25 protein-coding genes are annotated in these 26,171 nt (G+C 69.2%); 4 read left to right on the top strand and 21 right to left on the bottom strand.

Annotation, left to right across the window (positions count from 1 at the left end):
• Window positions 1-37 precede the first annotated feature (37 nt).
• The 7 genes from AC0662_RS38475 to AC0662_RS38445 all read right to left on the bottom strand — a co-directional run bounded on the left by AC0662_RS38475 (window position 38) and on the right by AC0662_RS38445 (window position 10,491).
• Complete coding sequence (locus AC0662_RS38475) at window positions 38-2,248, bottom strand: hypothetical protein (protein WP_452200209.1); 2,211 nt, start codon at window positions 2,246-2,248, stop codon at window positions 38-40.
• Window positions 2,245-3,246 (bottom strand): glycosyltransferase family 2 protein, encoded by a 1,002-nt coding sequence (locus tag AC0662_RS38470; RefSeq protein WP_452200207.1) that lies wholly within the window; start codon window positions 3,244-3,246, stop codon window positions 2,245-2,247. Before AC0662_RS38470 ends, AC0662_RS38475 begins: the two co-directional genes overlap by 4 nt.
• Before the next feature lie 41 nt (window positions 3,247-3,287).
• The gene (locus AC0662_RS38465; protein ID WP_478306858.1) at window positions 3,288-4,829 is read right to left on the bottom strand and encodes a gamma-glutamyltransferase; all 1,542 of its coding nucleotides are present in this window, start codon (window positions 4,827-4,829) and stop codon (window positions 3,288-3,290) included.
• A 4-nt stretch (window positions 4,830-4,833) separates the two neighbouring features.
• Window positions 4,834-7,407: a phenylalanine--tRNA ligase subunit beta gene (locus AC0662_RS38460; protein ID WP_478306856.1), complete on the bottom strand. Its 2,574-nt coding sequence runs from the start codon at window positions 7,405-7,407 to the stop codon at window positions 4,834-4,836.
• A complete protein-coding gene (gene pheS / locus AC0662_RS38455) occupies window positions 7,407-8,516 on the bottom strand; it encodes a phenylalanine--tRNA ligase subunit alpha (protein ID WP_452200201.1) in 1,110 nt (369 codons plus the stop codon). Before pheS ends, AC0662_RS38460 begins: the two co-directional genes overlap by 1 nt.
• An 88-nt stretch (window positions 8,517-8,604) precedes the next feature.
• Window positions 8,605-8,949, bottom strand: coding sequence for a hypothetical protein (locus AC0662_RS38450; RefSeq protein ID WP_452200199.1), 345 nt, complete (start codon window positions 8,947-8,949; stop codon window positions 8,605-8,607).
• A 12-nt stretch (window positions 8,950-8,961) separates the two neighbouring features.
• On the bottom strand, window positions 8,962-10,491 hold the full coding sequence (locus AC0662_RS38445; RefSeq protein ID WP_478306854.1) for an MFS transporter: 1,530 nt from the start codon (window positions 10,489-10,491) through the stop codon (window positions 8,962-8,964).
• A gap of 55 nt (window positions 10,492-10,546) precedes the next feature.
• On the opposite strand from AC0662_RS38445, the gene AC0662_RS38440 reads away from it, so the two are divergent.
• Window positions 10,547-11,251, top strand: coding sequence for a TetR/AcrR family transcriptional regulator C-terminal domain-containing protein (locus AC0662_RS38440; RefSeq protein WP_478306852.1), 705 nt, complete (start codon window positions 10,547-10,549; stop codon window positions 11,249-11,251).
• A 50-nt stretch (window positions 11,252-11,301) separates the two neighbouring features.
• Here AC0662_RS38440 and AC0662_RS38435 read toward each other — a convergent pair whose 3' ends face one another.
• The 5 genes from AC0662_RS38435 to infC all read right to left on the bottom strand — a co-directional run bounded on the left by AC0662_RS38435 (window position 11,302) and on the right by infC (window position 14,455).
• On the bottom strand, window positions 11,302-12,201 hold the full coding sequence (locus AC0662_RS38435; protein WP_478306850.1) for a CehA/McbA family metallohydrolase: 900 nt from the start codon (window positions 12,199-12,201) through the stop codon (window positions 11,302-11,304).
• Window positions 12,198-12,998: a TrmH family RNA methyltransferase gene (locus tag AC0662_RS38430; RefSeq protein WP_478306848.1), complete on the bottom strand. Its 801-nt coding sequence runs from the start codon at window positions 12,996-12,998 to the stop codon at window positions 12,198-12,200. Before AC0662_RS38430 ends, AC0662_RS38435 begins: the two co-directional genes overlap by 4 nt.
• A gap of 32 nt (window positions 12,999-13,030) precedes the next feature.
• Entirely contained in the window at window positions 13,031-13,423 is a 393-nt protein-coding gene (gene rplT / locus AC0662_RS38425) for a 50S ribosomal protein L20 (RefSeq protein ID WP_131367113.1), read from the bottom strand.
• Between the two features lie 76 nt (window positions 13,424-13,499).
• Window positions 13,500-13,694, bottom strand: coding sequence for a 50S ribosomal protein L35 (gene rpmI / locus AC0662_RS38420; RefSeq protein WP_130383713.1), 195 nt, complete (start codon window positions 13,692-13,694; stop codon window positions 13,500-13,502).
• Between the two features lie 83 nt (window positions 13,695-13,777).
• Window positions 13,778-14,455 (bottom strand): translation initiation factor IF-3, encoded by a 678-nt coding sequence (gene infC, locus AC0662_RS38415; RefSeq protein ID WP_452200188.1) that lies wholly within the window; start codon window positions 14,453-14,455, stop codon window positions 13,778-13,780.
• A gap of 336 nt (window positions 14,456-14,791) precedes the next feature.
• Between infC and AC0662_RS38410 the strand changes: the two genes are divergently transcribed.
• On the top strand, window positions 14,792-15,187 hold the full coding sequence (locus AC0662_RS38410; RefSeq protein WP_478306845.1) for a DUF1844 domain-containing protein: 396 nt from the start codon (window positions 14,792-14,794) through the stop codon (window positions 15,185-15,187).
• Here AC0662_RS38410 and AC0662_RS38405 read toward each other — a convergent pair.
• Genes AC0662_RS38405 through AC0662_RS38380 form a run of 6 tightly spaced genes read right to left on the bottom strand, consistent with a single transcriptional unit; the run spans window position 15,163 to window position 21,527 of the window.
• On the bottom strand, window positions 15,163-16,026 hold the full coding sequence (locus AC0662_RS38405; protein WP_452200184.1) for a hypothetical protein: 864 nt from the start codon (window positions 16,024-16,026) through the stop codon (window positions 15,163-15,165). The genes AC0662_RS38410 and AC0662_RS38405 overlap by 25 nt on opposite strands.
• Window positions 16,023-16,478 carry a hypothetical protein gene (locus tag AC0662_RS38400; protein ID WP_452200182.1) on the bottom strand — a complete coding sequence of 152 codons (456 nt, stop codon included), beginning with the start codon at window positions 16,476-16,478 and terminating at the stop codon, window positions 16,023-16,025. Before AC0662_RS38400 ends, AC0662_RS38405 begins: the two co-directional genes overlap by 4 nt.
• Window positions 16,468-18,966: an FtsX-like permease family protein gene (locus AC0662_RS38395; protein ID WP_478306843.1), complete on the bottom strand. Its 2,499-nt coding sequence runs from the start codon at window positions 18,964-18,966 to the stop codon at window positions 16,468-16,470. The genes AC0662_RS38400 and AC0662_RS38395 overlap by 11 nt, the downstream gene beginning before the upstream one ends.
• The gene (locus AC0662_RS38390; RefSeq protein ID WP_452200178.1) at window positions 18,963-19,691 is read right to left on the bottom strand and encodes an ABC transporter ATP-binding protein; all 729 of its coding nucleotides are present in this window, start codon (window positions 19,689-19,691) and stop codon (window positions 18,963-18,965) included. Before AC0662_RS38390 ends, AC0662_RS38395 begins: the two co-directional genes overlap by 4 nt.
• 55 nt (window positions 19,692-19,746) lie before the next feature.
• Window positions 19,747-20,850, bottom strand: a complete 1,104-nt coding sequence (locus AC0662_RS38385; RefSeq protein WP_478306841.1) for an FAD-dependent oxidoreductase — start codon at window positions 20,848-20,850, stop codon at window positions 19,747-19,749.
• On the bottom strand, window positions 20,847-21,527 hold the full coding sequence (locus tag AC0662_RS38380) for a TetR/AcrR family transcriptional regulator (RefSeq protein WP_478306839.1): 681 nt from the start codon (window positions 21,525-21,527) through the stop codon (window positions 20,847-20,849). Before AC0662_RS38380 ends, AC0662_RS38385 begins: the two co-directional genes overlap by 4 nt.
• Window positions 21,528-21,615: 88 nt before the next feature.
• Between AC0662_RS38380 and AC0662_RS38375 the strand changes: the two genes are divergently transcribed.
• Both AC0662_RS38375 and AC0662_RS38370 read left to right on the top strand, forming a co-directional pair.
• Complete coding sequence (locus AC0662_RS38375) at window positions 21,616-22,479, top strand: phosphotransferase (RefSeq protein WP_478306837.1); 864 nt, start codon at window positions 21,616-21,618, stop codon at window positions 22,477-22,479.
• A 139-nt stretch (window positions 22,480-22,618) separates the two neighbouring features.
• Window positions 22,619-22,990 (top strand): hypothetical protein, encoded by a 372-nt coding sequence (locus AC0662_RS38370; protein ID WP_478306835.1) that lies wholly within the window; start codon window positions 22,619-22,621, stop codon window positions 22,988-22,990.
• 59 nt (window positions 22,991-23,049) lie between these two features.
• Here AC0662_RS38370 and AC0662_RS38365 read toward each other — a convergent pair whose 3' ends face one another.
• The 3 genes from AC0662_RS38365 to AC0662_RS38355 are packed head-to-tail and all read right to left on the bottom strand — an operon-like array spanning window position 23,050 to window position 26,141.
• Complete coding sequence (locus tag AC0662_RS38365) at window positions 23,050-23,955, bottom strand: carbohydrate ABC transporter permease (RefSeq protein WP_478306833.1); 906 nt, start codon at window positions 23,953-23,955, stop codon at window positions 23,050-23,052.
• Entirely contained in the window at window positions 23,952-24,845 is an 894-nt protein-coding gene (locus AC0662_RS38360; protein WP_452200167.1) for a carbohydrate ABC transporter permease, read from the bottom strand. The genes AC0662_RS38365 and AC0662_RS38360 overlap by 4 nt, the downstream gene beginning before the upstream one ends.
• Window positions 24,846-26,141: an ABC transporter substrate-binding protein gene (locus tag AC0662_RS38355; protein WP_478306831.1), complete on the bottom strand. Its 1,296-nt coding sequence runs from the start codon at window positions 26,139-26,141 to the stop codon at window positions 24,846-24,848.
• Window positions 26,142-26,171 lie beyond the last annotated feature (30 nt).

The following is a 26,171-nucleotide window of genomic DNA, read 5'->3' as shown; positions in this document are numbered from 1 at the left end:
ACGTAACGGACTACGCCGACTCGATGTTACGGGAGAATCACTCTCCGAGGTCGTAGATCCGGACCCGGCCGATACTGTGTCGGCGGTCCGCGAGCCGGTCGAGCTCCGCGGACACGGGACCGTTGCGCGTGTCGGCGTACAGCCAGCGGACGCCGTACTCGGTGCGCAGTCGATGCAGTACGTCGGGACTCGGGGCGGTGAGGGCCTGCTCGGTCAGCGCGACGCGGTCCGGCCACGGTGACGGCTGCTCGGTGTAGCGGCGGCCGCCGTTGCCTTGCGCGGCCATCGCCTGGTTCGTGTACGCCCAGCCCTCGATCAGCGCGCGGCGGCCGGCGATCCCGCTGACGAGGTACCCGCGGGCGTCGCAGCCGGGTTTCGGCGGACCGGCCGGGCGGCACCACGTGTTCGTCGCGACCACATCGGTCGGCTTGGAGTTCTGCCCGAGCCACAACGCTGCCTCTGCCTCGTCCGGGTACACCCACCAACGCGCCGCCCGGTACGTCGGCGCCTTCTCGGTGTCACCATGCAGCGCACCCTGCAGGAACGAACTGATCGGCGCGGTCGACAGCAGCACGAGTACGACGAACATGCCGCCACCCGCCTGCCGCAACGTGAGTCGCCATACGAGCAGCAGGAACAGCGTGATCCCGAGGACGACCAGAAGCATCCGGGTGCTCAACCACAGTTGGCGACCGGTCGACGCGGCCGGGACGCCACGGGCCCAGACGAGCAGACCGGCGTACCCGATCGACAGCACGAAGGCGGCGATCGCGATCGGGATCGGACGGCCGGACGCGCGGGCGCTGGACGCTGCGAACCAGCCGGCGCCGGCCAGGCTGAACGGGGCCGCGGTGTAGGCGAAGTACGACTCGCTCACCGACGGATGGTCGATCAGCAGGTACCCGGCCCAGCCCGCGATCATCGCGCCGAGCAGAAACCAGGCCACGGGGTCCTTGTGTCCGATCACGCCGAATCCTGCCCAGGACATCGCCTGGATGGTCAGCAGCAGTCCGAGCAACAGGCTGAGTGTGCCGATGACCTCGCCGTGCGCGAGTGCCGGGAGGATCAGCCCACCATCACCCGGCGGCGTTCGATCGCCGGTCGCCGCGCTGTAGACGGGCAGCGACTTCAGGACGGCGAGGAACTGCAGGCGTGACCCGTTGGTGCTGCCCGCAACGGTCAGGAACGTGATCGCGCCGACGATCACCAGCACCGCCGTCGTACCGATCAATTTCCATGGCAAGCGCCGGGTGGTGACGAGCAGGTAGACCGCCGCGAGACCGACCGCGGCGACCAGCAACGGCAACACGGTCGGCTTCGAGCCGCCGCCCACGATCGCGACCGGAACGGTGAGCAGCCACAGGGACCGAGGGCCGTCCTTGAACAGCAACTCGATCAGGAACACCGAGACGGCGACCGCCGCGACCATCCCGAAGGTCTGCGACGGGCTCAGCAGACTGACCGGCGGCGCGAGATTCACACTCGTGTCGACCAGCAGGAACAGCTGCGGCGCGGCCAGCGCGAGAGCCGCGAGTACGCCGGTCCACCACGTGCGGCTCACCGTTCGGGCGAGGGTCGCGCAGACGAGCAGCGTGACGACCAGCCAGGGCAGCACCCACAGCCGGAACAGCACGACCATCGGGGTCAGCCGGGTGACGTCCACCGTCGATGCCATGTCGGCGTTGGCGAACCAGTGATACTCGAGCCGCTCCCCCACCACCTGCGGGATGTCCGGCGACATCGAGCGGGTCAGCTCGTTCACCATCGACAGGTGGTACAGCAGGTCGGGGTAGTACGCCTCGCCGTTCGGCGGCATCGGGTGGTACGCCATCACGCCGAACGTGGTCGCGCCGACCATCACGGCCGCCGACACCGCCAACCCGAGCGTCCACGCGAACGGCAGCGGCCGGGGCTCGGCGATCCGGAAGTACTTCCGGCCGGCGACCGCGAACCCGATCAGGATCAGCGCCGGCCAGACGATCAGCCAGCGTTGCCACCCGAGCGCGGTGAAGATCGCCCAGCCGATCAGCTGCCAGGTCGCGCCGACGACCGCCCCGAGCCCGAGATCCTCGGCCCAGTTACCGGTACTGCGCCACGCGGCCCGGAGCAGCAGCGTGCCGGGAAGAGCGATCGCTGCCGCGAAGTACACGGCGTACTTGACGACGGGGCCGAACCCGACGTCGCCGAGCGATGCGAACCCACCGGCCGCCACCAGGATCGGCAGCAGCCACGGGGCGTTCCTCCTCATCTCTCAGAGGATGCAGGATCCCCTGCGGCCCGCTCGTGCAGCGGCTCCGGATGTCCGTGATCCACGAGACTGTCGTACCCGACCAGGAACTGCGGCCGGCGCTGACTCGACTGGAACAAGCGGGCGACGTACTCACCGAGCAGACCGAGGCAGAGCAACTGGATCGCGCCGATCACACTGACCGCGAGAACGGTCGACGTCCAGCCGGGGATGCTCCGGCCGGTCAGCTTGATCACCAGCGCGCCGACAACGAACAGCCCGGACATCGCGCCACCGAGCAGCCCAAGCCAGGTCGCCAACCGCAGCGGCGCCGCCGAGAACGCGGTCACACTGTCGAACGCCAGCCGCACCATCTTCGACACGCTGTACTTCGTCGATCCGGCGGCCCGCTCCGCCCGGACGTACCGCACCTCGGTGCTCGGGAACCCCAGCCATGGGATCACCAGGCGGAAGACGCGGCCGTCGTCGGGCAAGGCGTTCACCGCGTCGACCACGCGGCGCGTGACGAGGCGGAAGTCGGCGGCGTCGAACGGGATGTCCTTGCCGACCAGCCGGCTCATCAACCGGTAGTACAGCCGGGCCGTGGTGCGCTTCGCCCACGAATCACTCGAGCGGTCCGAGCGGACGCCGTACACCACGTCGACGTCCTGCTCGCGGACGGTCTGGAGGAACTCGGCGATGACTTCCGGCGGGTCCTGCAGGTCGGCGTCGATCGTGACGACGTACCGGCCGCGAGCGCGGCGGAAACCGGCGGACTGGGCGGCCTGGTGACCGCTGTTGCGGAGCAGGCGGACGACCCGGAGCTGCGGCCAGTCCTTGGCGGCGTCGAGGAGCAGTGCCGCGGTGCGATCGCGGCTGCCGTCGTCGACGACCAGCAGCTCGTAGGTGATCCCGAGGCCGTCGAGCAGCGGATGCATGCGGTCGAAGAAGATCGGCAGCACCTCCTCCTCGTCGTACATCGGTACGACGACGGAGAGCTCGGGGTGCGTGTCCCGCATCGGCTGCCTTTCCGGATCCTGAAGTATCGAGGCTGACCCTACTAGGGCGAGATCGCGACCGCGCCGGTCCGGCGCGGGTCGCCGACGGCGAGCAGGCCGTCGACAGGCTCCCAGAAGGCGGCCGCGACGCCGCCGAAGTACATCGAGTGCGGGGGCATCGGGCGGGTCGGCAGCGCGGTCGAGCCCGATACCGGCAGGTCGTCCTCGTAGTCGACGACCACGTCCTCGCGGACCCGGACATGGAGCCGCGGGTGCTCGACAGCTTCCCGCAGCGACAGGCCACCGTGTGTGTACAGCGCGTAGACCTGCGCGAGCGCGGTGGGAATCCGGTCCGACCCGGGCGAACTGATCGCGAGTACGGCGCCGTCGCTGTCCCGGCGGGCGACGCTCGGGGCCATGTTCGAGGTGAGACGGGTGCCGGGCGCGAGACTGTGCGGGCCGCCGTGCAGGAGCTCCTGCTCGCCGAGGGCGTTGTTCAGCCAGATGCCGGTGCCCGGGGTGAGGACGCCGGAGCCGTACCCGGACGAGACGGTGATCGCGCAGGCGTCACCCTCGTCGTCGACCACACTCACCGTCGCCGTACTCGGTGAGGTCAGCGCCCGCAGATCCCCGGCCGCGGCCAGGTCGAGCACCTTCTGAGCCGCCAGGGTCCGCCGGTCCTCCTCGTCGAGCTCGGCGAGCCGTTGACCGAGCACGGCGTACTCGACCTCGACGAGTCGCTCGAGCTCGGGCCCGCTCCAGCCGCCATCGGCCGGTACGCCGTCCAGCAGCGCGAGCATCGCGGCGGTGGCGACGCCGCCGACCGCGGGCGGCGGGTTGGTCGCGAGCTGCCACCCGTTCTGCCGCACCACCAAGGCCGGGCGTACGACGGCTTCGTACGCCGCGAGGTCCTCGGCGGTGAGGATGCCGTCGTTCGCGGCCATGTCGTGGATGAGGAGCTGCGCGAGCTCACCGGTGTACATGGTCTCGGCGCCGTCGCGGGCGATCAGTTCGAGGGCCTCGGCGAGCTCCGGGATCACGATCGTGCTGCCGGCCTTGAGCACCTGGCCGTCCTCGTCGTGCACGACACCGTGGCTCGGTTGGTGCCAGCCGAAGATGATCTCGTGGGTGTAACCGAGGTAGTAGCCCGACGTCCGGCTGAGCGGGAAGCCGTTGCGCGCCACGTCGATCGCGGGCTGGACGACCTCACGCCACGGGGCCTTCCCCGACCGCTGGTGCGCGAGATCGAGGGCCTTCATCCCGCCCGGCGTGGCGACCGAGCCGTGGCCGACGGTGGTCGTCGTACCGCCGCCGTAGTCGGTGGTGATGTCCCAGACGCCGCGACCGAACCGGTCCGGCGGGAGGCCGCGGCCGGGCATCTCCACCCAGCCGTCGATGGTGACCGCATCGCCGCCCGCCACCTGCAGCGTGACGAACCCGCCCGAGGCCGGCGAGACCACGCCGATCTCGTTCACCATCGTGACGAGCGTCGCCGCGATCGCCGCGTCGACAGCGTTCCCGCCTTCGGCAGCCACCCGCACGCCGGCGTCGGCGGCAGCCGCATTCGGCGCCGCCACCGCCACCCGCGGGTGACTGCCCATCATGGTGTCAGCCGACCCTCTGGACGGCGCCGAAACGATCGACGGTGACCTGGACCGCGGCCTGCCGCGCGTCGGCGACCTCGTTCTCCTTCAGCGTCCGGTCCGGCGCCCGGAACCGCAGCGCGAACGCGAGCGACTTCTTCCCGGCACCGATCTGCTCGCCGGTGTAGACGTCGAACAGCCGCACCGACTCCAGCAGCTCGCCCGCACCTTCGGCCAGCGCCGCCTGCACGTCCGCCGCCGACACCTCATCGGCCACGATCAGCGCCACGTCCTCCTTGGCCACCGGGTACGACGAGAACGGGTGTGCCGTGATCGACTCCGGACCCGCCGCGATCAGCGCGTCGAGATCGAGCTCGACCGCGCCGGACCGGGCCGGCAGACCGAACGCCTGGCAGACCTTCGGGTGCAGCTCACCCGCGTGCCCGACGACCTTGCCGTCGACCGAGAACTCGGCACAGCGACCCGGATGCCACGGCGCGAGCTCGGTGTTCTTCACGTCCGGCTCAACACCGACCGCGGAGGCGACCAGTCGACCGATCTGCACCGCGTCCGCCCAGCCGGCCGGACGGCCCTTGCCCCACCAACCGGTCGGGGTCAGCGCACCGGTCAGCACGATGCCCACGTGCAGCGGCTGGTCCGGGAGCGCGTCGTACAGCGACTGGATCTCGGCGTCGCTCGGGCGGTGCGCGACCGACGGGAGCGGCGCGGGCTTCGTCTCCGCCTTCGGCAGGAAGACCAGGCCGGTCTGGAAGAGCGTGAGATCGTTCGCGCCACGGCCGACGTTGCGCTCGGCAGTCCGGAGCAGGGTCGCGAGCAGCGTGGTCTGCATCGACGGCTCTTCGTCGGACAGCGGGTTGACGAGCTTCACCGTCGTACGGCGGGAGTCGTCGGCCGGGAGCCCCATCGCGTCGAAGTCGGCCTCGCCCGTGAACGGGTACGACACGACCTCGGTCAGGCCGGCGCCGACCAGCGCGGTCGCGACCCGGCGACGACGGCGCTGCGAGACCGTCAGCCCCTGACCGCCCGGCGCGGACGGCAGGATCGACGGCACGTTGTCATACCCGAACAGCCGGATGACTTCCTCAGCGAAGTCGTTGGGGTCCCCAAGGTCAGGCCGCCACGACGGCGGAGTCACCGTCAGCAGATCGTCGCCGACGACCTGGGTGGAACCGATAGTGGTGGCACCCACCTCGACGAGTGCGGAGGCGTGCACACCAGCAGCCAACGGAGCGGGGATCGCGTCGGCCGCGGCAGCCTCGACCGTGCAGCCCACCGCCTGCAGATCACGAACGGTTTCCTCGAGCGTGATCGGAGCACCCGCGACACGCGCGGCGTGGTCGGCACGAAGCGTCACCGGAGCCGGTGCGGGATGGGTGTCGACGACGGTCTCGTCGGAAAGGACAGTGCCACCGGCGTACTCCGCCAGCAGATCCGCGACCCGCTGCGCGGCGTACCGCGGCAGCAGCGGGTCGACCTCGCGCTCGAACCGCCGCGACGCCTCCGACGACAACTTGTGCCGGCGGGACGCCCGCGCGATCACGATCGGGTCGAAGTGCGCGGCCTCGATCACCACGTCGGTGGTGGCGTCGGAGATCTCGGTCGATGCGCCACCCATCACGCCCGCGACACCGATCGGACCGGAGTCGTCCGTGATCAGCAGGTCCTCGGCGTCCAGCTCGCGGGTCTGGTCGTCGAGCGTCATCAGCTTCTCGCCGGCGGTCGCCCGCCGTACGACGATGTCGCCGGACAGCCGGCCCTTGTCGTACCCGTGGATCGGCTGACCGAGCTCGAGCATCACGTAGTTCGTGACGTCGACCCCGATCGAGATCGGCCGCATCCCGGCCGCGAGCAGCCGCTTCTGCATCCACCGCGGCGACAGCGCCTTGGCGTCGATCCCGGTGACGGTCCGCGTCACGAACACGCTGCACGCCGCGGCGTCGTCGACCCGCACCGGGTAGCCGCCCGCGCCCGAGCCGGTCAGCGCCAGATCCGCCGGGTCCTTCAGCGGGACGCCGTACGCCGTCGCTGCCTCGCGCGCGACGCCACGGATCGACAGGCAGTAGCCACGATCCGGCGTGACCGCGATGTCCAGGACGTCGTCGCTCAGCGCGAGCAACTCGATCGCGTCCGCGCCCGGCACCGCCTCGCCCGGCTCCAGGACGACGATGCCGTGCGTCCCGTCGTCGCCCAGGCCGAGCTCCGCGCTCGAGCAGATCATCCCGTTCGAGACGTGGCCGTAGGTCTTGCGCGCCGAGATCGCGAACCCGCCGGGCAGCACCGCGCCCGGCAGCACGACGACCACCAGGTCGCCGACCTCGAAGTTGTGCGCGCCGCAGACCACCCACTGCGGCTCGTCCTTGCCGATGTCCAGCGAGCACCAGCGGATCGTCTTGCCGTTCTTCTGCGGCTCGTTCTCGTACGTCAGCACCTTGCCGACCACCAGCGGGCCGGTCAGCTCGGACTCCTCGACGGTCTCCACCTCGAGGCCGGCCCGGATCAGCTGCTCCCCGACCTGACGGCCGGTGACGTCGGCCGGGAGCTCGACGTACTCACGAAGCCATGACAGTGGGACCCGCATCAGATCTCCATCCCGAACTGGCGGCTGAACCGCACGTCACCCTCGACCATGTCCCGCATGTCCTCGACCCCGTTGCGGAACATCAGCGTCCGCTCCAGGCCCATGCCGAAGGCGAATCCGGAGTACCGCTCGGTGTCGATGCCGTTGGCCTGCAGGACCCGCGGGTTCACCACGCCGCAGCCGCCCCACTCGATCCAGCCCTCGCTGCCACAGGTGCGGCACGGGCGGTCCGGGTTGCCGACGGACGCGCCGCGGCAGACGAAGCACTTCAGGTCCACCTCGGCCGACGGCTCGGTGAACGGGAAGAAGTTCGGCCGCAGGCGGGCCTCGAGGCCCTCGCCGAACATCGACACGACGAAGTGGTCGAGGGTGCCCTTCAGGTGCGCGAGCGTGATGCCCTCGTCCACCACCAGGCCCTCGACCTGGTTGAAGACCGGCGTGTGCGTCGCGTCCAGCTCGTCGGTGCGGAACACGCGGCCCGGGCAGATCACGTAGATCGGCGGCTTGCGGGTCAGCATCGACCGCGACTGCACCGGGGACGTGTGGGTGCGCAGCACCTTGCCGGAGCCGGCCGGCTCGACGAAGAAGGTGTCCTGCATCTGCCGCGCCGGGTGGTCGGGCTGGAAGTTCAGGGCGTCGAAGTTCAGCCACTCGGCCTCGATCTCCGGGCCCTCGGCGACGTCCCAGCCGAGCGCGGTGAAGACATCCGCGACCTGCTCGGAGATCAGCGACAGCGGATGCCGCGCGCCGAGCCGCGGCGTGTGCCAGGGCAGCGTCACGTCAACCCGCTCGGTGGCGAGCATCTGCTCCTCGTGCTCGGCCTCGAGCACCGCGAGCCGGGCCGCGAAGCCCTCGTTGACCGCCTTCCGGGCGGCACCGATCCGCTGCCCGGCCTCTTTACGGGCCTGCGGCGGCAGCGCGCCGATCTCCCGGTTGGCCAGCACGATCGGCGACTTGTCCCCGAGATGGGTGGACTTCGCCTCCTGCAGGGCGGCCAGATCGGCCGCCTCGGTAAACGCTGTCAGCGCCTCGTCGCGAGTCCGCTCCACCTCTTCGGCATGCAGCGGCGTCACTTCGACCGGGTCGTAATCAGTGTTGGGACCGGACATGGCTCGCTCTCGATTCGGAACTTCTGCGGATTGCAGTCTAGAAACCCGAACCCCAAGAGCGTGAATCGGCTGTCCACAACCCCCCCGATCAACCCATCTTGCGCCGCGTCCGGCGGATGCCGCCGAGCATCGCCAGCGCGACCGCGAGGACGACGCCGCCGACCGGCATCAGGAAGACCGGGAAGTCGTAAGAGCCCGGTCCAGGAATCCCCGGCGCCGCGTCCGGGACGCTGTCCGCGAGGATCAGGCAGACGGCCCACGCGACGACGTACCCGGTGGCCAAGGCAGTCGACAGGACGCCGACTGCCTGGGCCCACTTCAGTACGAACCGATTCGGCCCCCGCCGGCCGACCAGGAAGGTGACCAGGGCGACCGGGAGCAGCACCAACGCGGCGACCAGCACCGAACTCACGATCCGCTGGGCGTCGATCATGCCCGCATGGTGTCAGCGGCCGGTGTCAGCCGCAGCTTCGGGTACGGCGTCCTGCACCTTCTTCTCGCCCTTCGGCAGCACGGCCACCGCGACCACCGCACCGGCCACCGCACCGATCGCTCCGACCGTCATGGCGATCGACATCGCGTCCGTGAACGCGTGCTTCGCCGCACCCAGGAAGTCCGGCCCGAGCGCGAGCGTGTCCGCGATCGACTTCCGCGCCGCCTCCGGCACCGAGTCCGGCAACGCCGACGAGTACGCCGCCGCGAGCACACTGCCCAGTACGGCGACCGACAGCGCCGCCCCGGTCTGCTGAACGGTGTCGTTCATCGCCGAACCAACACCCCGGTGCTCCGCGGGAACGGCCTGCATCAGCAGCGTGTACGCCGCCGGACCGGCCAGACCGCCACCGATCCCCATCACCAGCAAGCCGATGATCAGCAAGCCGTAACCGCTGGAATCCGACACCTGGGTCAGGATCGCGAAGCTGCCCGCGATGATCAGCAGTCCGATCGAGATCAGCGTCCGGTCCGCGACCTTCTTCCCGAGCGTCGCCCCGAGACCGTTGAACAGCGCCGCCGACAGCGCGTACGGGATCAACGCCAGACCAGCCTTCAGCGGCGAGTACCCGAGCACGAACTGCAGGTACTGCGTCAACGCCAGCAGCAACCCGCCCGCGGTGAAGGACAGCAGCACGATCGAGAAACTCGTCCCGCTGAACCGCCGGTCCCGGAACAACGCCAACGGCACCATCGGGCGCGCGCTGCGCTTCTCCCACAGCGCGAACGCGGTCAACGCGACGACGCCGACCGCCAGCCCACCGAGCACCCGGCCGGAACCCCAGCCGTCCGCCGGAATCGACACGATCGCCCAGACGACCGACGCCATCCCGACCATCGTCAGCACCGCACCGGCCGGGTCGATGTTTCGCGCCGGTCCCTTCGACTCCGGGATCAGCGCCAGCGTGCCGATGATCGCGAGGATCGCGATCGGTACGTTCAGCAGGAAGATCGAGCCCCACCAGAAGTGGTTCAGCAGCACGCCACCGACCGTCGGGCCGGCCACCACGCCGACCATCGCGACCATCGACCAGCCGGCCATCGCCTTGCGCTGCTCCTCCGGCGGGAACACGGTGAACAGCAGCGACAGCGTGCTCGGCATCAGCAGCGAACCGCCGACACCCATCAGGCCGCGGCACGCGATCAGCTGCCATGGGTTCTCGGCGAGGGTCGCGAGCAGCGACGCCGCGCCGAAGATCACCAGCCCGAGCAGCAGCATCTTCCGCCGGCCGAACCGGTCGGACAGGCTTCCCGCGGTCAGCAGCAGCCCGGCGAACGCCAGGATGTACGCGTCGATCACCCATTGGATGTCCGCGGGCGTCGCGTCCAGGTCCCGCATCAGGGACGGGATCGCCAGGTTCAGGACGGTGTTGTCGACGACCAGGACCATCAGGCTCAGGCACAGGATCAACAGGATCCACCACCGCCGGGGATGCCCGGCCGGGGCGGCAGTCTCAGAAGACTCGAACGGTGTACTAGTCACTCGCACACTGTACGACTATCTCGAACACCGTGCGAGTACTTTGTAGGATGGAGTCATGAACGACACGATCTGGACCCGGCAACGCAAGGCGTCGCCCGCTCGCGAGACGCTCAGCCGAGATCAGATCGTCCAGACCGCGATGGAACTCCTGGACACCGAGGGCCTGGCCGGCCTCAGCATGCGGAAGCTGGCGGCGAGACTCGGCGCCGGGGCGACCAGCCTGTACTGGCACGTGCCGACCAAGGTTGATCTGATCGACCTCCTGATCGACGAGGTCTGGGGCGAGATCGACGTACCGGAACCCGAGCTCGCCGGCTGGCGGAGCGGCGCGCTGCTCTTCGGCCACAGCCTGCGGTCGGCCGTCCTGCGGCACCGCTGGCTGCCCGAGGTGATGTACACCCGACCGAGCATCGGGCCGAACGCGATGATCCTGGGCGAACGTGGTCTGGTGCTGTTCGGTGCCGCCGGATTCTCGGACCACGAGGTCGACCTGGCGGTGGGTAGCGTGATGTCGTACGTGCTCGGCACGGTGAGCGCCGAGGTGGCGACCCGGGAGATGGTCCGGAAGTCGGGCCGCTCCGAGGAGAGCTGGGTGAACGACCTCTTGGAGCAGGCCCAGGCGGTCGCGACCGACTATCCGGAGATGCAGCGCTCGGTGACCCGCCGGACCGTCACCGACCTGGACTCGAACCTCACCGAGAGCTTCGTCTTCGGCCTGGACGCCCTCCTCGACGGCCTCCAAACTCGCGTCAAGAAGTAGGCGGCTGGGGAGGATCGTGTGCCCGGTTCGGGCGGGGGATCCTCCCCGCCTCAGAGGTCAGCGGGGACGTGGATGGGGTTGGTCCAGGCGCGGGCGCCGGTGGCGTCTTCGATGGTGATTCGGCAGTGGGTGCCGCGGAACATCGTCAGGGGGAACGAGCAGGCTGTCAGTTCGGTGCCTTGGGCAACCTCCGCGCCTGGGTGGCCGCCGCTGAGGAGGACCTTTGTGGCGGGTGAGCAGCGGATCACGATCGCGTCGCCCTGGATACGTACGTCGTACAGCTCGGGGCCGGTGCTGGAGTAGAAGTGGCCGGCTTTCAGCGCGGCGAGGAGTGCGTTCGGTTCGAGTGATTCCGCGCGAACCTGGACCCACGCCTGACACGGCGGCGGGTCCTGGGGGTGCAGGTGTGCGTCATCCGCGGCGTACGTCGTGAGTCGGTGACCGCGGTTCAGCAGGACATCGGTGAGATGCCAACTGTCGCCTCGATTCTCGCGGTCGGCGAGCGCGTTGTAGACCTCGACCGAGTGCGCCGCGTCCAGGCTCTCGGCGTCGATCGCCGTCAGCAGCGAGGCCGCCGGATGGGCCATCCCGACGAACGCTCCGGCGGCCCGCGCCCGGCGGGCCAACTCCCGCCCGGTCTCCGTCTCGTCCGGCGACCGGAAGTCCAGCGGCAGACCCACCGCCACGATGTGCCACGAGTGGCCCACCTCGGTCCGCGGTGCGTGCAGCTCGGCGCCGATCAGCGTGGTGAACCCGTCCGACCGCAGCTCCCGCGTGTCCGTGATCGGGAACCCGTACTCCGCCCGGAAGTGGTCGGTGATCGCCACGAAGTCGTACCCCGCCTCGCGGTACACACCTGCGGTCTCGGCAGGCGACAACGCCCCGTCCGAGCGATTGGAATGCGTGTGCAGGTTCCCTCGCCAGAAGCGCCCCGGCTGATCGAACGTCATCGACGTTGCTCCCGGGCCGACGCGTACAAGCAGATGGCAGCGGCGGTCGCGAGGTTGAGTGACTCGGCGCGGCCGTAGATCGGCACCTTCACCGAGTGATTGACGACCGCGTTGATGCCGTCCGGCAGGCCGTGCGCCTCGTTGCCGAACAACCAGACCGTCGGTTTCGCGAGGGTTCCGTCGTCGATGCAGGTGTCCAGATCCGTGGCGCCGTACCCGTCGGCGGCGAGCACCTGCAGGCCCTGCTCACGCCAGGTCTGTACGGCGGTGACGATGTCGACGTCCGTGGTGATCGGGACATGGAAGATGCTGCCGACGCTGGCCCGGACAGCCTTCGGATTGTGCGGGTCGACGGACTCCGTCGACAGTACGACGGCATCCGCGCCGGCCGCGTCCGCCGTACGGATCAAGGTGCCGACGTTGCCGGGGTCGCGGACCTGCACGCCGGCGGCGATCAGCTTGCCGGTCGGGCCGAGCGGCACCGTGACGAGCGAGCAGACGGCCACCACCCCTTGGGAGGTGACGGTCTCACTGAGGGCCTCGATCGCGGCGCGGTCGACCTCGAACCACGGGACGCTCGCAGCCGCGGCGAGGTCGTGGAGGTCCCGATGCCGGGTCGCGACCGCGGGTTCGGCGTACACCTCGAGGACCAGCTCGCGGTGCTCGAGTGCTTCCCGGACGGCCTGTGGGCCCTCGACCAGGAAGCGGCCGGCCTTGCGCCGGAACGCACGAGTGGCGAGCCGTCGAGCCTGTTTGATCCGCGCGGATTGCGCGGTCAGCAGACCGGGACTCGCCACTCGAGTGCTTGTTCTCAGGGTGTCGCTGCGGCTCAGGCCGCGGCGTCGCTCTTCGGCGCGTTCACGTCCGCCGGCAGGGCGGCCTTGGCCACCTGCACGAGCGCGGAGAACGCGGCCGGGTCGTTGACGGCGAGGTCGGCGAGGATCTTGCGGTCCACCTCGACCTCGGCCAGGCGCAGACCCTGGATGAAGCGGTTGTAGGTCAGGTCCTCGGCGCGGACCGCGGCGTTGATGCGCTGGATCCACAGCTTGCGGAAGTCGCCCTTGCGCGCCTTGCGGTCACGGTAGGCGTAGACCAGCGAGTGGGTGACCTGCTCCTTGGCCTTGCGGTACAGCCGCGAGCGCTGACCGCGGTAGCCGCTGGCCTGCTCGAGTACGACCCGGCGCTTCTTGTGGGCGTTGACTGCCCGCTTCACGCGTGCCATGAGGTGTTACTCCTTGGATTTCTGCGCCGCGGGACAGGACTGCCCTGCGCGGCGGGGGATGTTCGGGGGAGGGGCGTCAGATGCCGAGGAGCTTCTTGGCCTTCTTCACGTACGCCGGGGCGACCTCGACGGTGCCGGACAGGCGACGCTTGCGCTTCGAGGACTTCGCCTCGGCGAGGTGACGGACACCGGTCTGCTCGCGACGGATCTTGCCCGACCCGGTGACCCGGACCCGCTTCTTCATCCCCGAGTGGGTCTTCATCTTCGGCATGGCTGTGTGCTCCTGAGTTTTCTTCGTTGACTCGATCTTCGGTGTGACCGGCTCCGGCTGCCTCGGGCGGCCGGAGCGGTTCGTCACTCCGGGTCGAGGTTGTCGGCCGGACCCTTCGGCTTCTTCGTGACACCGGCGGCGCGTTCGGCCTCGTGGGCCTGAGCCTGCTCGTGGCGCTCCGCGCGCTCCGCCTGCTCGTCGGCCTCCCGCTCGGCCTTCCGCTGCGCCTTCTCGGCTTCCACGTCCACGCGCGCCTCGGACTTCTTCTTGTGCGGTCCGAGCACCATGATCATGTTCCGGCCGTCCTGACGCGGCGAGGACTCGACGAAGCCGAGCTCGCTGACATCCTCGGCCAGCCGCTGCAGCAACCGGAACCCGAGCTCGGGCCGGGACTGCTCACGTCCGCGGAACATGATGGTGATCTTGACCTTGTCCCCGGCCTTCAGGAACCGCACCACGTGACCCTTCTTGGTCTCGTAGTCGTGCGGGTCGATCTTCGGCCGCAGCTTCATCTCTTTGATGATGGTGTTGGTCTGGTTCCGGCGGGACTCGCGCGCCTTCTGCGCGGTCTCGTACTTGTACTTGCCGAAATCCATCAACTTGCAGACCGGAGGCCGGGCGGTTGCCGCGACCTCGACCAGGTCGAGATCGGCTTCCTGGGCCAGCCGCAGTGCGTCTTCGATCCGGACGATGCCTACCTGCTCACCGTTCGGTCCGACCAGCCGCACCTCGGGAACGCGGATGCGCTCGTTGACGCGCAAATCAGTGGTGATGGGTCCTCCTGGGTTGAACTTGTACTGGTACCACGTTGTGGATCAGGCGGAGGCCGCTCGCCGAAAACGACGAAAGGCCCTCGCGCGTCCGCACGAAGGCCCAATTCCCAGATCGACGGCGTCCTGAACCCTGACGGGAGGTACGCCGTACGATCGCCTCGGCACCGGATCGCTCCGGAACCTCGGCGTGACCGGGACCCGCCGACTGTCCATCGGCTGGGTGGGAGGTGGCCCTCCGCTTAGACTCGAACCACTGGAGGCCCTCGAGTATTCCGCTCAGGGGTCACCGGTGGACCGGGTCGGTCGCCGTGCAAGAGTAGCAGCATGAACGACGCAGATGCCACTCCGCAGTCCGACGACGCTTCCCGGCCCGATCCGCTCTCGACCGCGTCGCGGGACATCGCCGAGGTTCCGGCGGTCGAGATCATCTCCACCGCCGCCCTGCACCTGATGAGCGCCGCCGCCGTGAACCTGGGCCTGGCCGAGGACCTCCCCGAGCACAAGGACCTCGACGAGGCCCGCTCGCTGATCGACTCGCTGGCCGGCCTCCTCGACGCCGCCGGCCCGCCCCTAGGCCACCATCACGCCGCCCCGCTGCGCGACGGCCTGCGCTCACTCCAGCTCGCGTTCCGCGAAGCCAGCTCGATCCAGGACGAGCCGGGCCAGGGCCCCGGCGAGAAGTACACCGGCCCGGTCTACCCCAAGGCCTCCGCCCGCTGAGGCACCGGCGCATCACCCGCTGACCGGCGGGGACGCCGGATCCGCTCCAGGGGCGCGAAGGCGAGCCAGCAGACCACGGTCGGCAGGAAGTGGATCAGCAGGATGGCGGTGGTGGCCGCGTGGAACCCGAGGAAGAACAGGGCTCCGAGCAGCTGCCACCGCCCTTTCAGCCAGAGGATCACCGGCGAGCAGAACTCCGCGACGATCCCTACCCACTGCATGACGTGCAGCATCCACGGGTGCTGCAGCAGCCACTCCCCCACCGCATGCGGCCGGCGCACAATGGCCCACGTCAGTACCGCGCTGCTCGGCCAGGCGAGGGTCCAATGCCCGCTCCGGAGCTTGGCGACCGCGGACAGGAAGTACGTCGCGATGACGCAGATCTGGATGCACCGGATCACCCACCCGGCCGCCTCCGAACGAGTCTGATCGCCGTACGCCGACGGTCCGCGGCGTCCCGACGCGACCGTTGGTAGCACCCACAGTGCGATCACCAGCGCGAGGTGATCGTGGTCGACCTTGCCGTCGCTCATCCCGATCAGCACCCACCAGGTGAACGCGGGCGCGACGATCCAGCCCGCGACGCGCGGGAAGTAGTTGGACGCGCCAACGAGACAGGCCGCGAGCAGGACGAAGTACAGGGTCGTGGTGTTCGCGACGGTGGGCTTCGGGAGGTCGAAGAGGCGGGCGAGGAACAGCGGCTGGTACAGGCCCGGGTGCTCGCCCTTCAGCAACGTGTCGCGGACGAACGCGTGCATGTCGAGGATCACGAACAGGTACAGAACCGTGCGCAGCCAGGCGATCCGGCCCAGCGCGATCGACGGCGTGAACCACTTCATCGGCGTACCTTCCAGGTCGTCAGGACCCGCGGGACGGGAGGGCCGGACACGCGTCCGCCGGCCAGTGTCGTGGTGTCCTGGATCAGCTCGAGCTTCACGTATTTCGGCTTGTCCGGGTGCTTGCGCGCCCACCCGTCGGCCACCTGCTGGAGCAGCGACGGGTCCTTCACGATCTCCCCCGCCCGCGCCTCGATCTCGGCGCGGGCCACGCCGGCACCCTCGATGTTCAGCGGTACGTCGACCGTGGTGCCGGCGTCCGTGACCGCGCTGATCCGGGTGAAGACGATCGACTCGTCGTCGGCGACCACCATCGAGTACTGCGACATCGGCCCGAACGGCCACAGGTCGTCACTGCCGCGCACCGAACCGTGGACCAGCAACACGATCCCGATCACCGCGACCGCCACGCGCGCGATCCGGCCGCGGCGTCCCAGCTTCTGTTCAGTCGGCACGGCGGACCAGCTCCAAGCGGGATCGGGTCAGGAGATACGGCACCGCGGCGGCGAACAGCGGCACCAGTACGGCGACGCCCGCGATCACCGCCCACGGCACGACGACCGTCGGCGAACCGACCACGGTGTGCGCCGTGAACCCGTAGAGGGCACCGACGACCACACCGAGCACGCAGCCGAGCTGTCCGAGGAACCAGCCCTGCGCGGCGGCCAGCCCGCGACGCAGCCGGGGCGGCGCGCCGATCGCGGCGAGCGTCGCGAAGTCCGCGCGCCCCTCCGACATCGACAACGCGACCGACATCGCGACTCCGAGCAACGTCGCGGTCGCGCCCAGGACCAGCAAGCCGATGGATGCCTTCCGCACCGGGCTCTGGTAGCCGTGCTCGACCCGCAATGCGTCCTCGTGGCCGAGCAGCTTCGCGACCGCGGCCAATTGACCGGCGCTCGGCTGCTCGCGCAGGCTGAAGTGGACCTCGTCGACCGCGGCAGTCCCGAGACGCCGGGCCGCGTCGGCACTGATCAAGGCCGACCGCGGCAGCACCCCGACCCTCGGCGGCGACGTCACGACCGCGGCTGGGTACGCGAACGCGTTCCGCCCGTCCACGTCGTCACCACGGGCAAGCTTCACCTTGCCGTCGCGCGCCATCGCGGCCAGCGGTACGACGACCTGCCCTTGGCGTAGTGCGGCGGCAGCCTGGCGTCCCCAGTCACCGAACCGCCCCACGTAAGCCGGGTCGACGGCGGTCAGCGAGTAACCGCTCGAGTAGACGCTGCCGTTCGCGATGTAGCCGTCGGTCTCCTTCGTTCCGTTCAGTACGACCGTGCCGAGCTCGTAGCGGTGCTCCACCGGCAGCAGCGCCTGGACGCGATCCACCAGTTGGGGCGAGTACGGGACGGTGCCGTCGAACTGCAGGACCGCATCGCCGATCCGCCCGGCCGGCTCGTAGTTCTGCGCCTTCGCGGCGGACTGGTTCACCACGGCGAATCCGAGGGCCGTCGTACCGGCGACGGCGATCATGATCGCTGCGGTGACCGGACCGGTGCGGTGGCGGTGCCGGGACGCGTCCCGCAGCGCCAGGCGCATGCTCAACGGCAGGCTGCGTACGCCGCCGGCGACTTTGCCGACAAGTGCGGGGAGCATCCAGACCAGGCCCGCGACCACCAGGGTGATCCCGGCGACGACCACGGCAACCGGGAGCGTCGGGGACGCCGAAGCGACTCGGGAGATCTGTGCAGGGTCAGCAGCGGACCGTTGCTGGCGTGCTGCATCCAGCGCGGAGGCCAATTGGACGTTGCCGATCACGGACAGAACTAGTCCGGATGCAACTAGTACCAACGCAACACGTTGGACCCGAGCGGCTCCTGCAACCGCCGCGAACCGGCCGGCCAACGCCGCGAGCGGAGGCCGTCGCGCCGCTCCGATGGCGGGCACGAGCGCCGAGGCGAGCCCTGCAACTAGTCCGATTGCAACTACTCCGAAGAGCTGCAGCCACGGAATCTGCCAGCCCGTGATCAGCGTCGACGTCGCGTTCTCCCACCAGGTCTTCCCGACCAGAGCCGTCACCACGCCGATCGCGAGTCCGCCGGCCGCCCCGAGCAGTCCGGCGTACAACCCCTGCGCCAGCACGACTCGTCGTACGTCAGCCGCCGTACCTCCGACTGCGGTGACCAGACCGAGCTCACGCGTCTGCCGACGAGCGACGACCGCGAACGCAGTACCGGCGAGCAGCACGAGTTCCAGTACGGCGAACCCGACGATCAGCACCCGCGCCGCGGCAGCACCCACCGGACCGCGCGGTGTCGCCGGCGGATCGATCACAGCAGCCCGGGACACCAACGTCATCCCCTGCTTGCTGAGCTTGTCCGCGAGCGCGCCGACATCCGTCCCACCCGGCAGATCCACGAGGTACTGCGCCTCGTAGTCACCCGCCACCGGCGGAGCAAAAACCTGCCGAGCCGTCGGCAGATCAAGCGTGCGAGCAACACCCACCACCTGGTACGTCGTACCGTTCGCAGCCGTCAACTCCCCGCCCGGGCGCAGGCCAAGGTGATCAGCCAGCGCCGGCGACAGCGCGACCTCGGTCGCCTTGGCCGGCATCCGCCCGTCGTCGAGCCGGAACGTGCCCGCGGTCAACGCCTTCGCGAAATCACCGGTCACCAGCCCAGCCGTCAGATCGGCGCCGCTCCCCCGCAACTCGATGTTCCCGGCCAGCGACTTCGCCCGCGCGAACTGCGATCCGCTCGGCAGCACACCTCGTACGTCGGTCTCCGGCGACGGAACCGTCAGCTGCGCGTCCGCAGAACCGAGCACAGTGCGCGCGAGCACCTCGCCGGTCGGGTGAGTGGCGCGATGGACGACGCTGAACCAGCTTCCGGCCAGCACGGGCAGACCGACGAGTGCAGCGATCAGTACGGTCCGGCCCAGGGTGCGGCGCGCCGTACGGCGGGCCAGACGCAGCGCGACGACCCAGTCGTTGAGGAGCTTCACTGCGGAGCCTCCAGCAACACGTCCGCGTCCGGGAGCGCGTCGGTCTGACCGTCGACGCGGCCGTCGCGCAGGTAGACGACGCGATCCGCCCAGGCGGCGTGCCGGGCGTCGTGGGTGACGAGCACTCCGGCGATGCCGTGCCGATCGCAGCGGTCGCGCAGCAGTTGGAGAACGGCCTCACCAGTGCCGGAGTCGAGGGCACCAGTCGGCTCGTCGGCCAGCAGCAGGCGGCGTTCGCCGACGATGGCCCGAGCGATCGCGACCCGCTGGCGCTGACCACCGGACATGTCGTCCGGGAACCGGTCAGCAAGATCGTCGATGCCGACTTCCTGCAGAGCGGCCGTCGCCTGCTTGCGAGCGGCCCGGCTGCGGAGGCCGTCGAGCTCCAGCGGGAGTGCCACGTTCTCGGCCGCGGTGAGTGCCGGGATCAGGTTGAAGTCCTGGAACACGTACCCGATCAGCCGCCGCCGGATCGCCGCGACCGCGGTCGTACTGAGCGTCGTGAGGTCGTGTTCGTCGACCAGCACCTGCCCGCTGGTCGGCCGGTCGAGCCCGCCGGCGCAGGTCAGCAGCGTCGACTTCCCCGACCCCGATGGCCCCATCACCGCAACCAGCTCGCCCGGCCGGACCTCGAGATCCACGCCGCGCAACGCCTGCACCGCCTGTGCGCCGTCCCCGTGGGTCCGGATCAGGCCGCGCACCACCAACCCCTGCTTGATCGCCATGGATACTGAGTATGCATACCCAGTATCTACCGCGCAAACTTAGCTGCCGCTGAAGCTAGATCCCGCTGAAGAAGGCGACCAGACCGTCCGGTGCGTCCGGAGCGAAGCAGATGTCCAGGTTGCGGTCGGACTCGTCGGCGGACGCCTCGGCGCGCGGGAACAGCGCGGCCTCGTAGCGAGCCAGTGCCGCCTCGAGATCCTGCGGGTCGGCGAGCAGCGCGGCGGCGAGCTCGCCGGCATCCTGCAGCGCGAGGTTGGCGCCCTCGCCCGCGAACGGGGACATCAGATGGGCCGCGTCGCCGAGCAGCGTGACGCCGGGGACACGCTTCCACTGGTGACCGATCGGCAACGCGTGGATCGGGCGCGACGTCACCTCACCGTCGGCCTCCCGGACCAGCCGCAGGAACGCGTCGTCCCAGCCGCCGTACGCGGCGATCAGACCGTCTCGCGTGATCGGCTCGGCCGGCTGCGCCGCGCGATAGGCGGCGTACACGTGCAAGCGATCAGGTTCGCGGTGCGCCAGGAAGCCGCGGCCCTCGGACAGCGCGAGCATCGAGCCGCCACCGATCAGCGCCGCACTCTCCGGGTGCCGTACGTCAGGGTCAAGCAGGTCCAATTCGGCGAAGGTGATCCCGGCGTACTGCGGAATCGCGTCCGAGACCAGCGGCCGGACCTTGGACCACGCGCCGTCCGCACCGACGATCAGGTCGGCGGTGACGGTGCTCCCGTCCGCGAACCGGACCTCATGACCCGAGACCTCATGACCCGAGACCTCATGACCCGAGACCTCCACGACCTTCGAGCCCCAGCGGATGACGCCCTCGGGCAAGCTCGCGATCAGCAGGTCACGCAGGGCCTTGCGGTGCACCTCGGGTCGCCCGCTCCCACCGTCGTCCGCGTGCCGCAGGACGGCGTGCTTGTCGTACACGACCATCGCCTCGCCGCCCGGCATCACGAGCCGCAGGAAGTCGTCGTACAGACCGGCCGCGCGCAGCGCCAGCTGACCGGAGTCGTCGTGGATGTCGAGCATTCCGCCCTGCGTCCGGGCCGTCGGTGAGGCGTCCGCCTCGTAGACAACGGCCTCGACGCCGTTGACGTGCAGAATCCGTGCCAGCATCAGCCCACCGAGGCCGCCACCGATGATCGCGATCCCCGTCATCGTCCCGCTCCCTTCGCCCGTGGAGTGCCGAGCAGTCCGTTGATCAGAACGCGGATGCCCCAGACCATCCGCTCGTCGCCCTGCCCGCTGAACAGGTCCTCGCCGAGCGCGGCGATCCGCGGATGCGTCGCGGGCTGCACCGCGAGCAACGCGTCCCGCGCCGCACCCCAGGACTCCGGGTCGTCGTCACCGGCATGCTCGGCGGCCGTCGCGGTCGCCAACTGCAGCAGCAGATCGACACCCCACGCGGCCTGACCGGGCGGCACGCCGCCTTCGTCCAGCAGCGCCAACAGTCCCTCGACCAGGCGCAGGTAGTTCTCCCCCGCCGGCCGCGCTGTCACGGCAGACTGCGCGAGACTTGGGTACTCGAACAGGACCCGCGTGTACGACGCGAGCACCGCCTCGACCCGCTCCCGCCAGTCCCCCGCGGCTCCGACCGGCGAGAGGTCGACCGCCACGAGCAGATCGTCGAGTACGGCGCCATGCAGCAGCGCCGTGTTCCGGAAGTACACGTACAGCGACGCCGGCCCGGTATCGAGCTCCTTGGCGAGCCGCCGCATGGTCACGCGTCCCATCCCCTCGGCCCGCATCACCTCGACCGCCGCCGCCACGATCCCGCGCCGCGTCAGCGCCGCCTTGGCCGGCCGCTCGCGCCGGCTCCTGGGTTCCTCCGTCATGCCTTTCACGATAACGAACATGTTCGTTACGAACAAGTTCGTGATATCCGGCCGACGCAACGCCGCCCGGCCGGTACGGTCGAGCGCTATGACTGCCGATGGTGTGCCCGCGCCCGTCCCGAAGCTCGACGCACGGCAGTTGCTGACCGAGGTCAACCTGGCCACGGGTGCCGGACTCGAGTTCACCGGCCACGCGGCCGCGGGCGAGGTCGGTGCCGCGTTCGTGCGCTGGCCCGACGGGCGCGACGCCGTCCTGACCCGAGGCGCCGGATCCGTCACCGAGCTCCGGCGTACGGCGGAGGTCCTCGCGTCGGCGCGGGCGCGCGGGCTACCAGTCCCGGAGTACCAACTGGTCGCGGAACTGCCGGACGGCGTCGGCGTCGTTCAGGAACGGCTCCCCGGCCGACCGCCGGCGACCGTCGACCGCGCGCTGCTCGAGTCGATGATCACGCTCGCGGACCGCTTCGCCGGCGTGGCCCCCGACCTCCCGGTCCCCTCGATACACCTGCTCGAGAGCGGCCCCGGCTTCTGCCTGCACGAATCCCTCCAGAGGTACGACGACCGCTCGCGAAAGCTCCTGGGATGGATCCACGAGGTCGGCCGCGACCAGCCTGCCGAGATGACCGGCGACGACCTGGTCCACCTCGACTTCCACACCGGCAACGTGCTCGTCGACGACACCGGCACCATCACCGGCATCGTCGACTGGGACGGCATCGGCCGCGGCGACCGCCACTTCGGCCTGGTGACGCTGCGCTTCGACGCCCACGTCGTCATGCCTGATGCAGATCTGGCGTGGCTCGACGAGCACCTGGACCGCACCCTGGCGCCTGAGGTCCTTCGTCTCTACTGGGCGCACATGAGCCTCCGCCTGGTCGACTGGTCGATCCGGCATCACACCCCTGCGGACACGACCCGCTGGCTCGACTTCGCGGAAACCCGGGTGAGCTGACCCGGATGCTGCGTCCCGCCTCGGCAACCGTTTCGGTGTAGACCGAAACCGGCGCGAACCCCTGCCGCTGCATCGCGCCGGTCCCTACATTCGAACCAACGGCCACCGTCCGGTGGCCGCCACTCGGAGGGGACGAAGGATGCGAAAGATCGCAATGAGCGCCGCTGGAATCGCTGCCGCCGTGATCGGCACGGGCGTGGCCCTGGCGCCGAGCGCCCAGGCTGCAACGACGCAGACGATGTCGGCAACAGCGACCTGCCCGTCGGGCGCGGTGTGCCTGCAGGAGCCGAACGGCACCATTCTGAGCAAGAACATCTGGTACAGCTACGGCCCGCACAACCTGAACAACGTGCTCGGCACCAAGACCCTGATCAACAGCCAGACCGGCGGTGCCGGCTTCCAGCTCTGCCTCGAGTACAACGGCAAGAACTGCGGCCCGGTCTACCGCTGGACGGGCCCGTCGGTGCCGCACGACTTCACCAAGATCAACTCGATCAACCTCGTGAAGTAGCCGAGAGCGCGCACAACCGGGCTTCCACCACTGCAGGGGTCGGAGCCCGGTTCCGCGGTTCAGCCCTTGACGGCGCCTTCCTCGACGCCCTTGAAGAAGAAGCGTTGCAGGGTGGCGAAGACGATGACGATCGGGATGAAGGCGATCATCGTGCCGGCCGCGATCAGGCGGGGGTTGTTGGCGAAGGTGCCGGACAGGTACTGCAGCCCGACGGTCAGCGTGTACTTGTTCGGGTCGGTCAGCACGATCAGCGGCCAGAGGAAGTCGTCCCAGGCGCCGATGAACGCGAAGATCGCGATCACGCTGATCGTCCCGCGCACCGACGGCAGCCCGATGTAGACGAACCGCTGCCAGGCGTTCGCCCCGTCCACGATCGCCGCCTGGTCGACCTCCAGCGGCAACGCCCGGAACGCGTTGTACATCAGCAGCACGTTCAGCGCGCCGATCATCCCCGGCAGCGCGACCCCGAACAGCGTGTTCGCCAGCCCGAACTCCCGGACCGTCACGTACTGCGAGATGATCGTGACCTCACCGGGCAGCACCAGCGTTGCGAGGAACAGCCCGAGGACGATCTTCCGCCCGCGGAACTGCAGCCGCGAGATCGCGAACCCGGCCAGCGACGCGCCGATGATGTTGCCCCCGACCACCAGTACGGCGACCACCAGCGAGTTCCGCGCGTAGTCCCAGACCGGGATGGTGTCGGTGACCGCCTTGTAGTGGTCGAACGTCGGTTGCGCGGGCAACAGCCGCGGGATCCGGGTGTAGATGTCCTCCCCGGACCCCTTCAGCGACGTGGACAGCTGCCACAGGAACGGCCCGATCGTGATCAGCAGGACGAACGCGAGCAGGACGTACCGCACGACCTTCTCGCGCGGCGAGACCGAGTTGAACCCGAACGAACGGCTGCGTCGGGCCGGCGGGACGGCCGTGGGCGTCTCGGTCGGCCGATCGGTAACAGTGGTCATGCTTCCGCCCCTCGACGGTTGAGCCGCGCCAGCACCAGCATCGGTACGACGGTGACGAAGAACAGCACGATCGACAACGCGGACGCGTACCCGAGGTTGCCCTCGAAACCCTGGCTGTACTGCTGGATCAGCATCACCACCGAGTTGTCCCGGCCACCCGGACCACCCTTGCCACCGCTCAGGATGAACAACTCGGAGAACACGCGCAGCGCCGACACCGAGATCAGGATCGAGATCAGGATCATCGTGCCCCGTACGCCGGGAATCGTGACGTGCACGAACCGGCGCAGCGGCCCGGCACCGTCGACCGCGGCGGCCTCGTGCAGCTCACGCCCGACGTTCCCGAGAGCGGCCAGGTAGATGATCATGTAGTACCCGAGCCCCTTCCAGATCGTCAGGCTGATGGCGCTGAGCAACAACAGCCACTGGTCGGACAGGAACGGCAACGGCCCGGAGATGAACCCGAGCTTCTCCGCGAGCCCGTTGACCAGACCGCGGTCGTCGAGGATCCACTGCCAGATCAGCGCCACCACGACCGCGGACGCCACCACCGGGGTGTAGAACGCGGTCCGGAAGAACGTGATCCCGGGCAGCTTCTTCTCCACCAGTACGGCGAGCAGCAGCGGCAGGACGGTCAGGAACGGCAGACAGACCACCATGTAGATGACGCTGTTCAGCAGCGCCCAGCGCAACTGCTCGTCGTGCAGCAGGGTCTCGAAGTTCTTCAGCCCGACGAAGTGGCCGCCGCCGATCGGCCTGGCGTTCGTGAACGACAGGATGACGGTGTTGATCGACGGCCACAGGTTGAACACGAGCAACCACGCGAGTGCTGGGATCACCAGCACCCACGGGGTGAACCAGCGGTTGTAGCGCATGCTGTGCCGTTTCATTCAGGAAGTCAGCAGCTGGTTGGCCTTGGCCACCGCTGCGTCAAGGGCGGCCTGCGAGCTGATCTTGCCGGCGATCGCCAGTGAGATCTGCTGCCCGATGAAGTCGTTGGTCGCGCCACTGATCACCGGCGGCTGCAGGTTCTTCGCCTTGGCCAGCGACTGGAAGGCGAGCACCTTCGCGTCACTCTCCGGCGTACCGTCGGACTTCGAGAAGTACGGGTCCTGGACCGACGCCTTGGTGGACGGGAAGATGTTCACGATCTTCGCGAACGCGGCCTGGTTCTCGGCGTTCGTGACGAACCGCGCGAGCGCGATCGCGGCGGCCTGGTTCTTGGTCTTGGCCGACACCGACAGGCCCTGCACGTACAGCGGCGGGGTGTCCAGCGCGGGCGACGGGACGACCTTGCCCTTGAGCGACGGGTTGTCCTTCATGAAGTCCTGGATCGCGTTGCCACCACCGGTGGTCCAGGCGACCTTGCCCTGGGTGAAGAGCTTGGAGTTGCCCAGGTACTCGTTGGTCAGGATGTCGCGTGGCATGTAGCCGGCCTTGTACGCGTCGCGGTACTTGTCCAGCAGCGCGGCGGCCTCGGGGGTGTTGAAGACGAACTTCTTGCCGTCGTCGGAGAGGATCTTGATCCCGGCGTTGGTGAAGTCACCGATCCCCGGCAGCCGGCTGATCAGGTACTCCTGGCCGCCGGTCTTGTCGTGCATCGTCTTCGCGGCCGCGAGCAGCTCGTCGAAGGTCTTCGGCGGGTTCTTCACGTCGAGACCGGCCGCGGCGAACTTCGTCGCGTTCCAGTAGTCGATGTCGGTGTTCAGGTACCACGGGTAGCCGAACGTGCCGTCCATGCCCTGGTACTGGTACGCCTGCACACCGCCCTCGACGTACTCCTCGTTCAGCTTCGGGTCGGCGGCGGCGACGTCGAGCAGCATGTTCTGCTTCGCCAGGCTGAGCGCGAAGTCCGGCGGCAGGTTGATGACGTCGGGCAGCTGACCGGCCGAGGCCTGGCTCAGCACCTTCTTGTCGTAGCCGTCGCCGGGCTGGTCCAGCCAGGTGACGTGCGTTCCCGGGTACTTCGCCTCGAACGCCTTGATGACGCCTTCGACGTACGCGGTGAACTTCGGCTTCAGCGCCCAGGTCTGGAAGCTGACCTCACCGGTCACGGACGCGTTCGCATCGACAGTCGGCTTGGCCCCGCCGCTGCTGCCGGAGTCCTCGGAACCGAGGCCGCATCCGGCGAGAGTGAGAGCGGCGGCGGCAAGGGCGGCCACCGGCGCCAGACGGCGTCTACGCATGGGATCTCCTGGATTTGATAAACCGGTATA

The organism is Kribbella sp. NPDC043289 (assembly GCF_056436705.1).
The sequence above is the reverse complement of the archived record's forward strand: the minus strand, read 5'-3'. Positions and strand labels throughout refer to the sequence as shown.

Bases quoted from the DNA above. Each gene is read 5' to 3' on its own strand.
- AC0662_RS38475 (WP_452200209.1), bottom strand. From the start codon at position 2,248: ATGAGGAGGAACGCCCCGTGGCTGCTGCCGATCCTGGTGGCGGCCGGT.
- AC0662_RS38470 (WP_452200207.1), bottom strand. From the start codon at position 3,246: ATGCGGGACACGCACCCCGAGCTCTCCGTCGTCGTACCGATGTACGAC.
- AC0662_RS38465 (WP_478306858.1), bottom strand. From the start codon at position 4,829: ATGATGGGCAGTCACCCGCGGGTGGCGGTGGCGGCGCCGAATGCGGCT.
- AC0662_RS38460 (WP_478306856.1), bottom strand. From the start codon at position 7,407: ATGCGGGTCCCACTGTCATGGCTTCGTGAGTACGTCGAGCTCCCGGCC.
- pheS (WP_452200201.1), bottom strand. From the start codon at position 8,516: ATGTCCGGTCCCAACACTGATTACGACCCGGTCGAAGTGACGCCGCTG.
- AC0662_RS38450 (WP_452200199.1), bottom strand. From the start codon at position 8,949: ATGATCGACGCCCAGCGGATCGTGAGTTCGGTGCTGGTCGCCGCGTTG.
- AC0662_RS38440 (WP_478306852.1), top strand. From the start codon at position 10,547: ATGAACGACACGATCTGGACCCGGCAACGCAAGGCGTCGCCCGCTCGC.
- AC0662_RS38435 (WP_478306850.1), bottom strand. From the start codon at position 12,201: ATGACGTTCGATCAGCCGGGGCGCTTCTGGCGAGGGAACCTGCACACG.
- rplT (WP_131367113.1), bottom strand. From the start codon at position 13,423: ATGGCACGCGTGAAGCGGGCAGTCAACGCCCACAAGAAGCGCCGGGTC.
- rpmI (WP_130383713.1), bottom strand. From the start codon at position 13,694: ATGCCGAAGATGAAGACCCACTCGGGGATGAAGAAGCGGGTCCGGGTC.
- AC0662_RS38410 (WP_478306845.1), top strand. From the start codon at position 14,792: ATGAACGACGCAGATGCCACTCCGCAGTCCGACGACGCTTCCCGGCCC.
- AC0662_RS38405 (WP_452200184.1), bottom strand. From the start codon at position 16,026: ATGAAGTGGTTCACGCCGTCGATCGCGCTGGGCCGGATCGCCTGGCTG.
- AC0662_RS38390 (WP_452200178.1), bottom strand. From the start codon at position 19,691: ATGGCGATCAAGCAGGGGTTGGTGGTGCGCGGCCTGATCCGGACCCAC.
- AC0662_RS38385 (WP_478306841.1), bottom strand. From the start codon at position 20,850: ATGACGGGGATCGCGATCATCGGTGGCGGCCTCGGTGGGCTGATGCTG.
- AC0662_RS38380 (WP_478306839.1), bottom strand. From the start codon at position 21,527: ATGACGGAGGAACCCAGGAGCCGGCGCGAGCGGCCGGCCAAGGCGGCG.
- AC0662_RS38375 (WP_478306837.1), top strand. From the start codon at position 21,616: ATGACTGCCGATGGTGTGCCCGCGCCCGTCCCGAAGCTCGACGCACGG.
- AC0662_RS38370 (WP_478306835.1), top strand. From the start codon at position 22,619: ATGCGAAAGATCGCAATGAGCGCCGCTGGAATCGCTGCCGCCGTGATC.
- AC0662_RS38365 (WP_478306833.1), bottom strand. From the start codon at position 23,955: ATGACCACTGTTACCGATCGGCCGACCGAGACGCCCACGGCCGTCCCG.
- AC0662_RS38360 (WP_452200167.1), bottom strand. From the start codon at position 24,845: ATGAAACGGCACAGCATGCGCTACAACCGCTGGTTCACCCCGTGGGTG.
- AC0662_RS38355 (WP_478306831.1), bottom strand. From the start codon at position 26,141: ATGCGTAGACGCCGTCTGGCGCCGGTGGCCGCCCTTGCCGCCGCCGCT.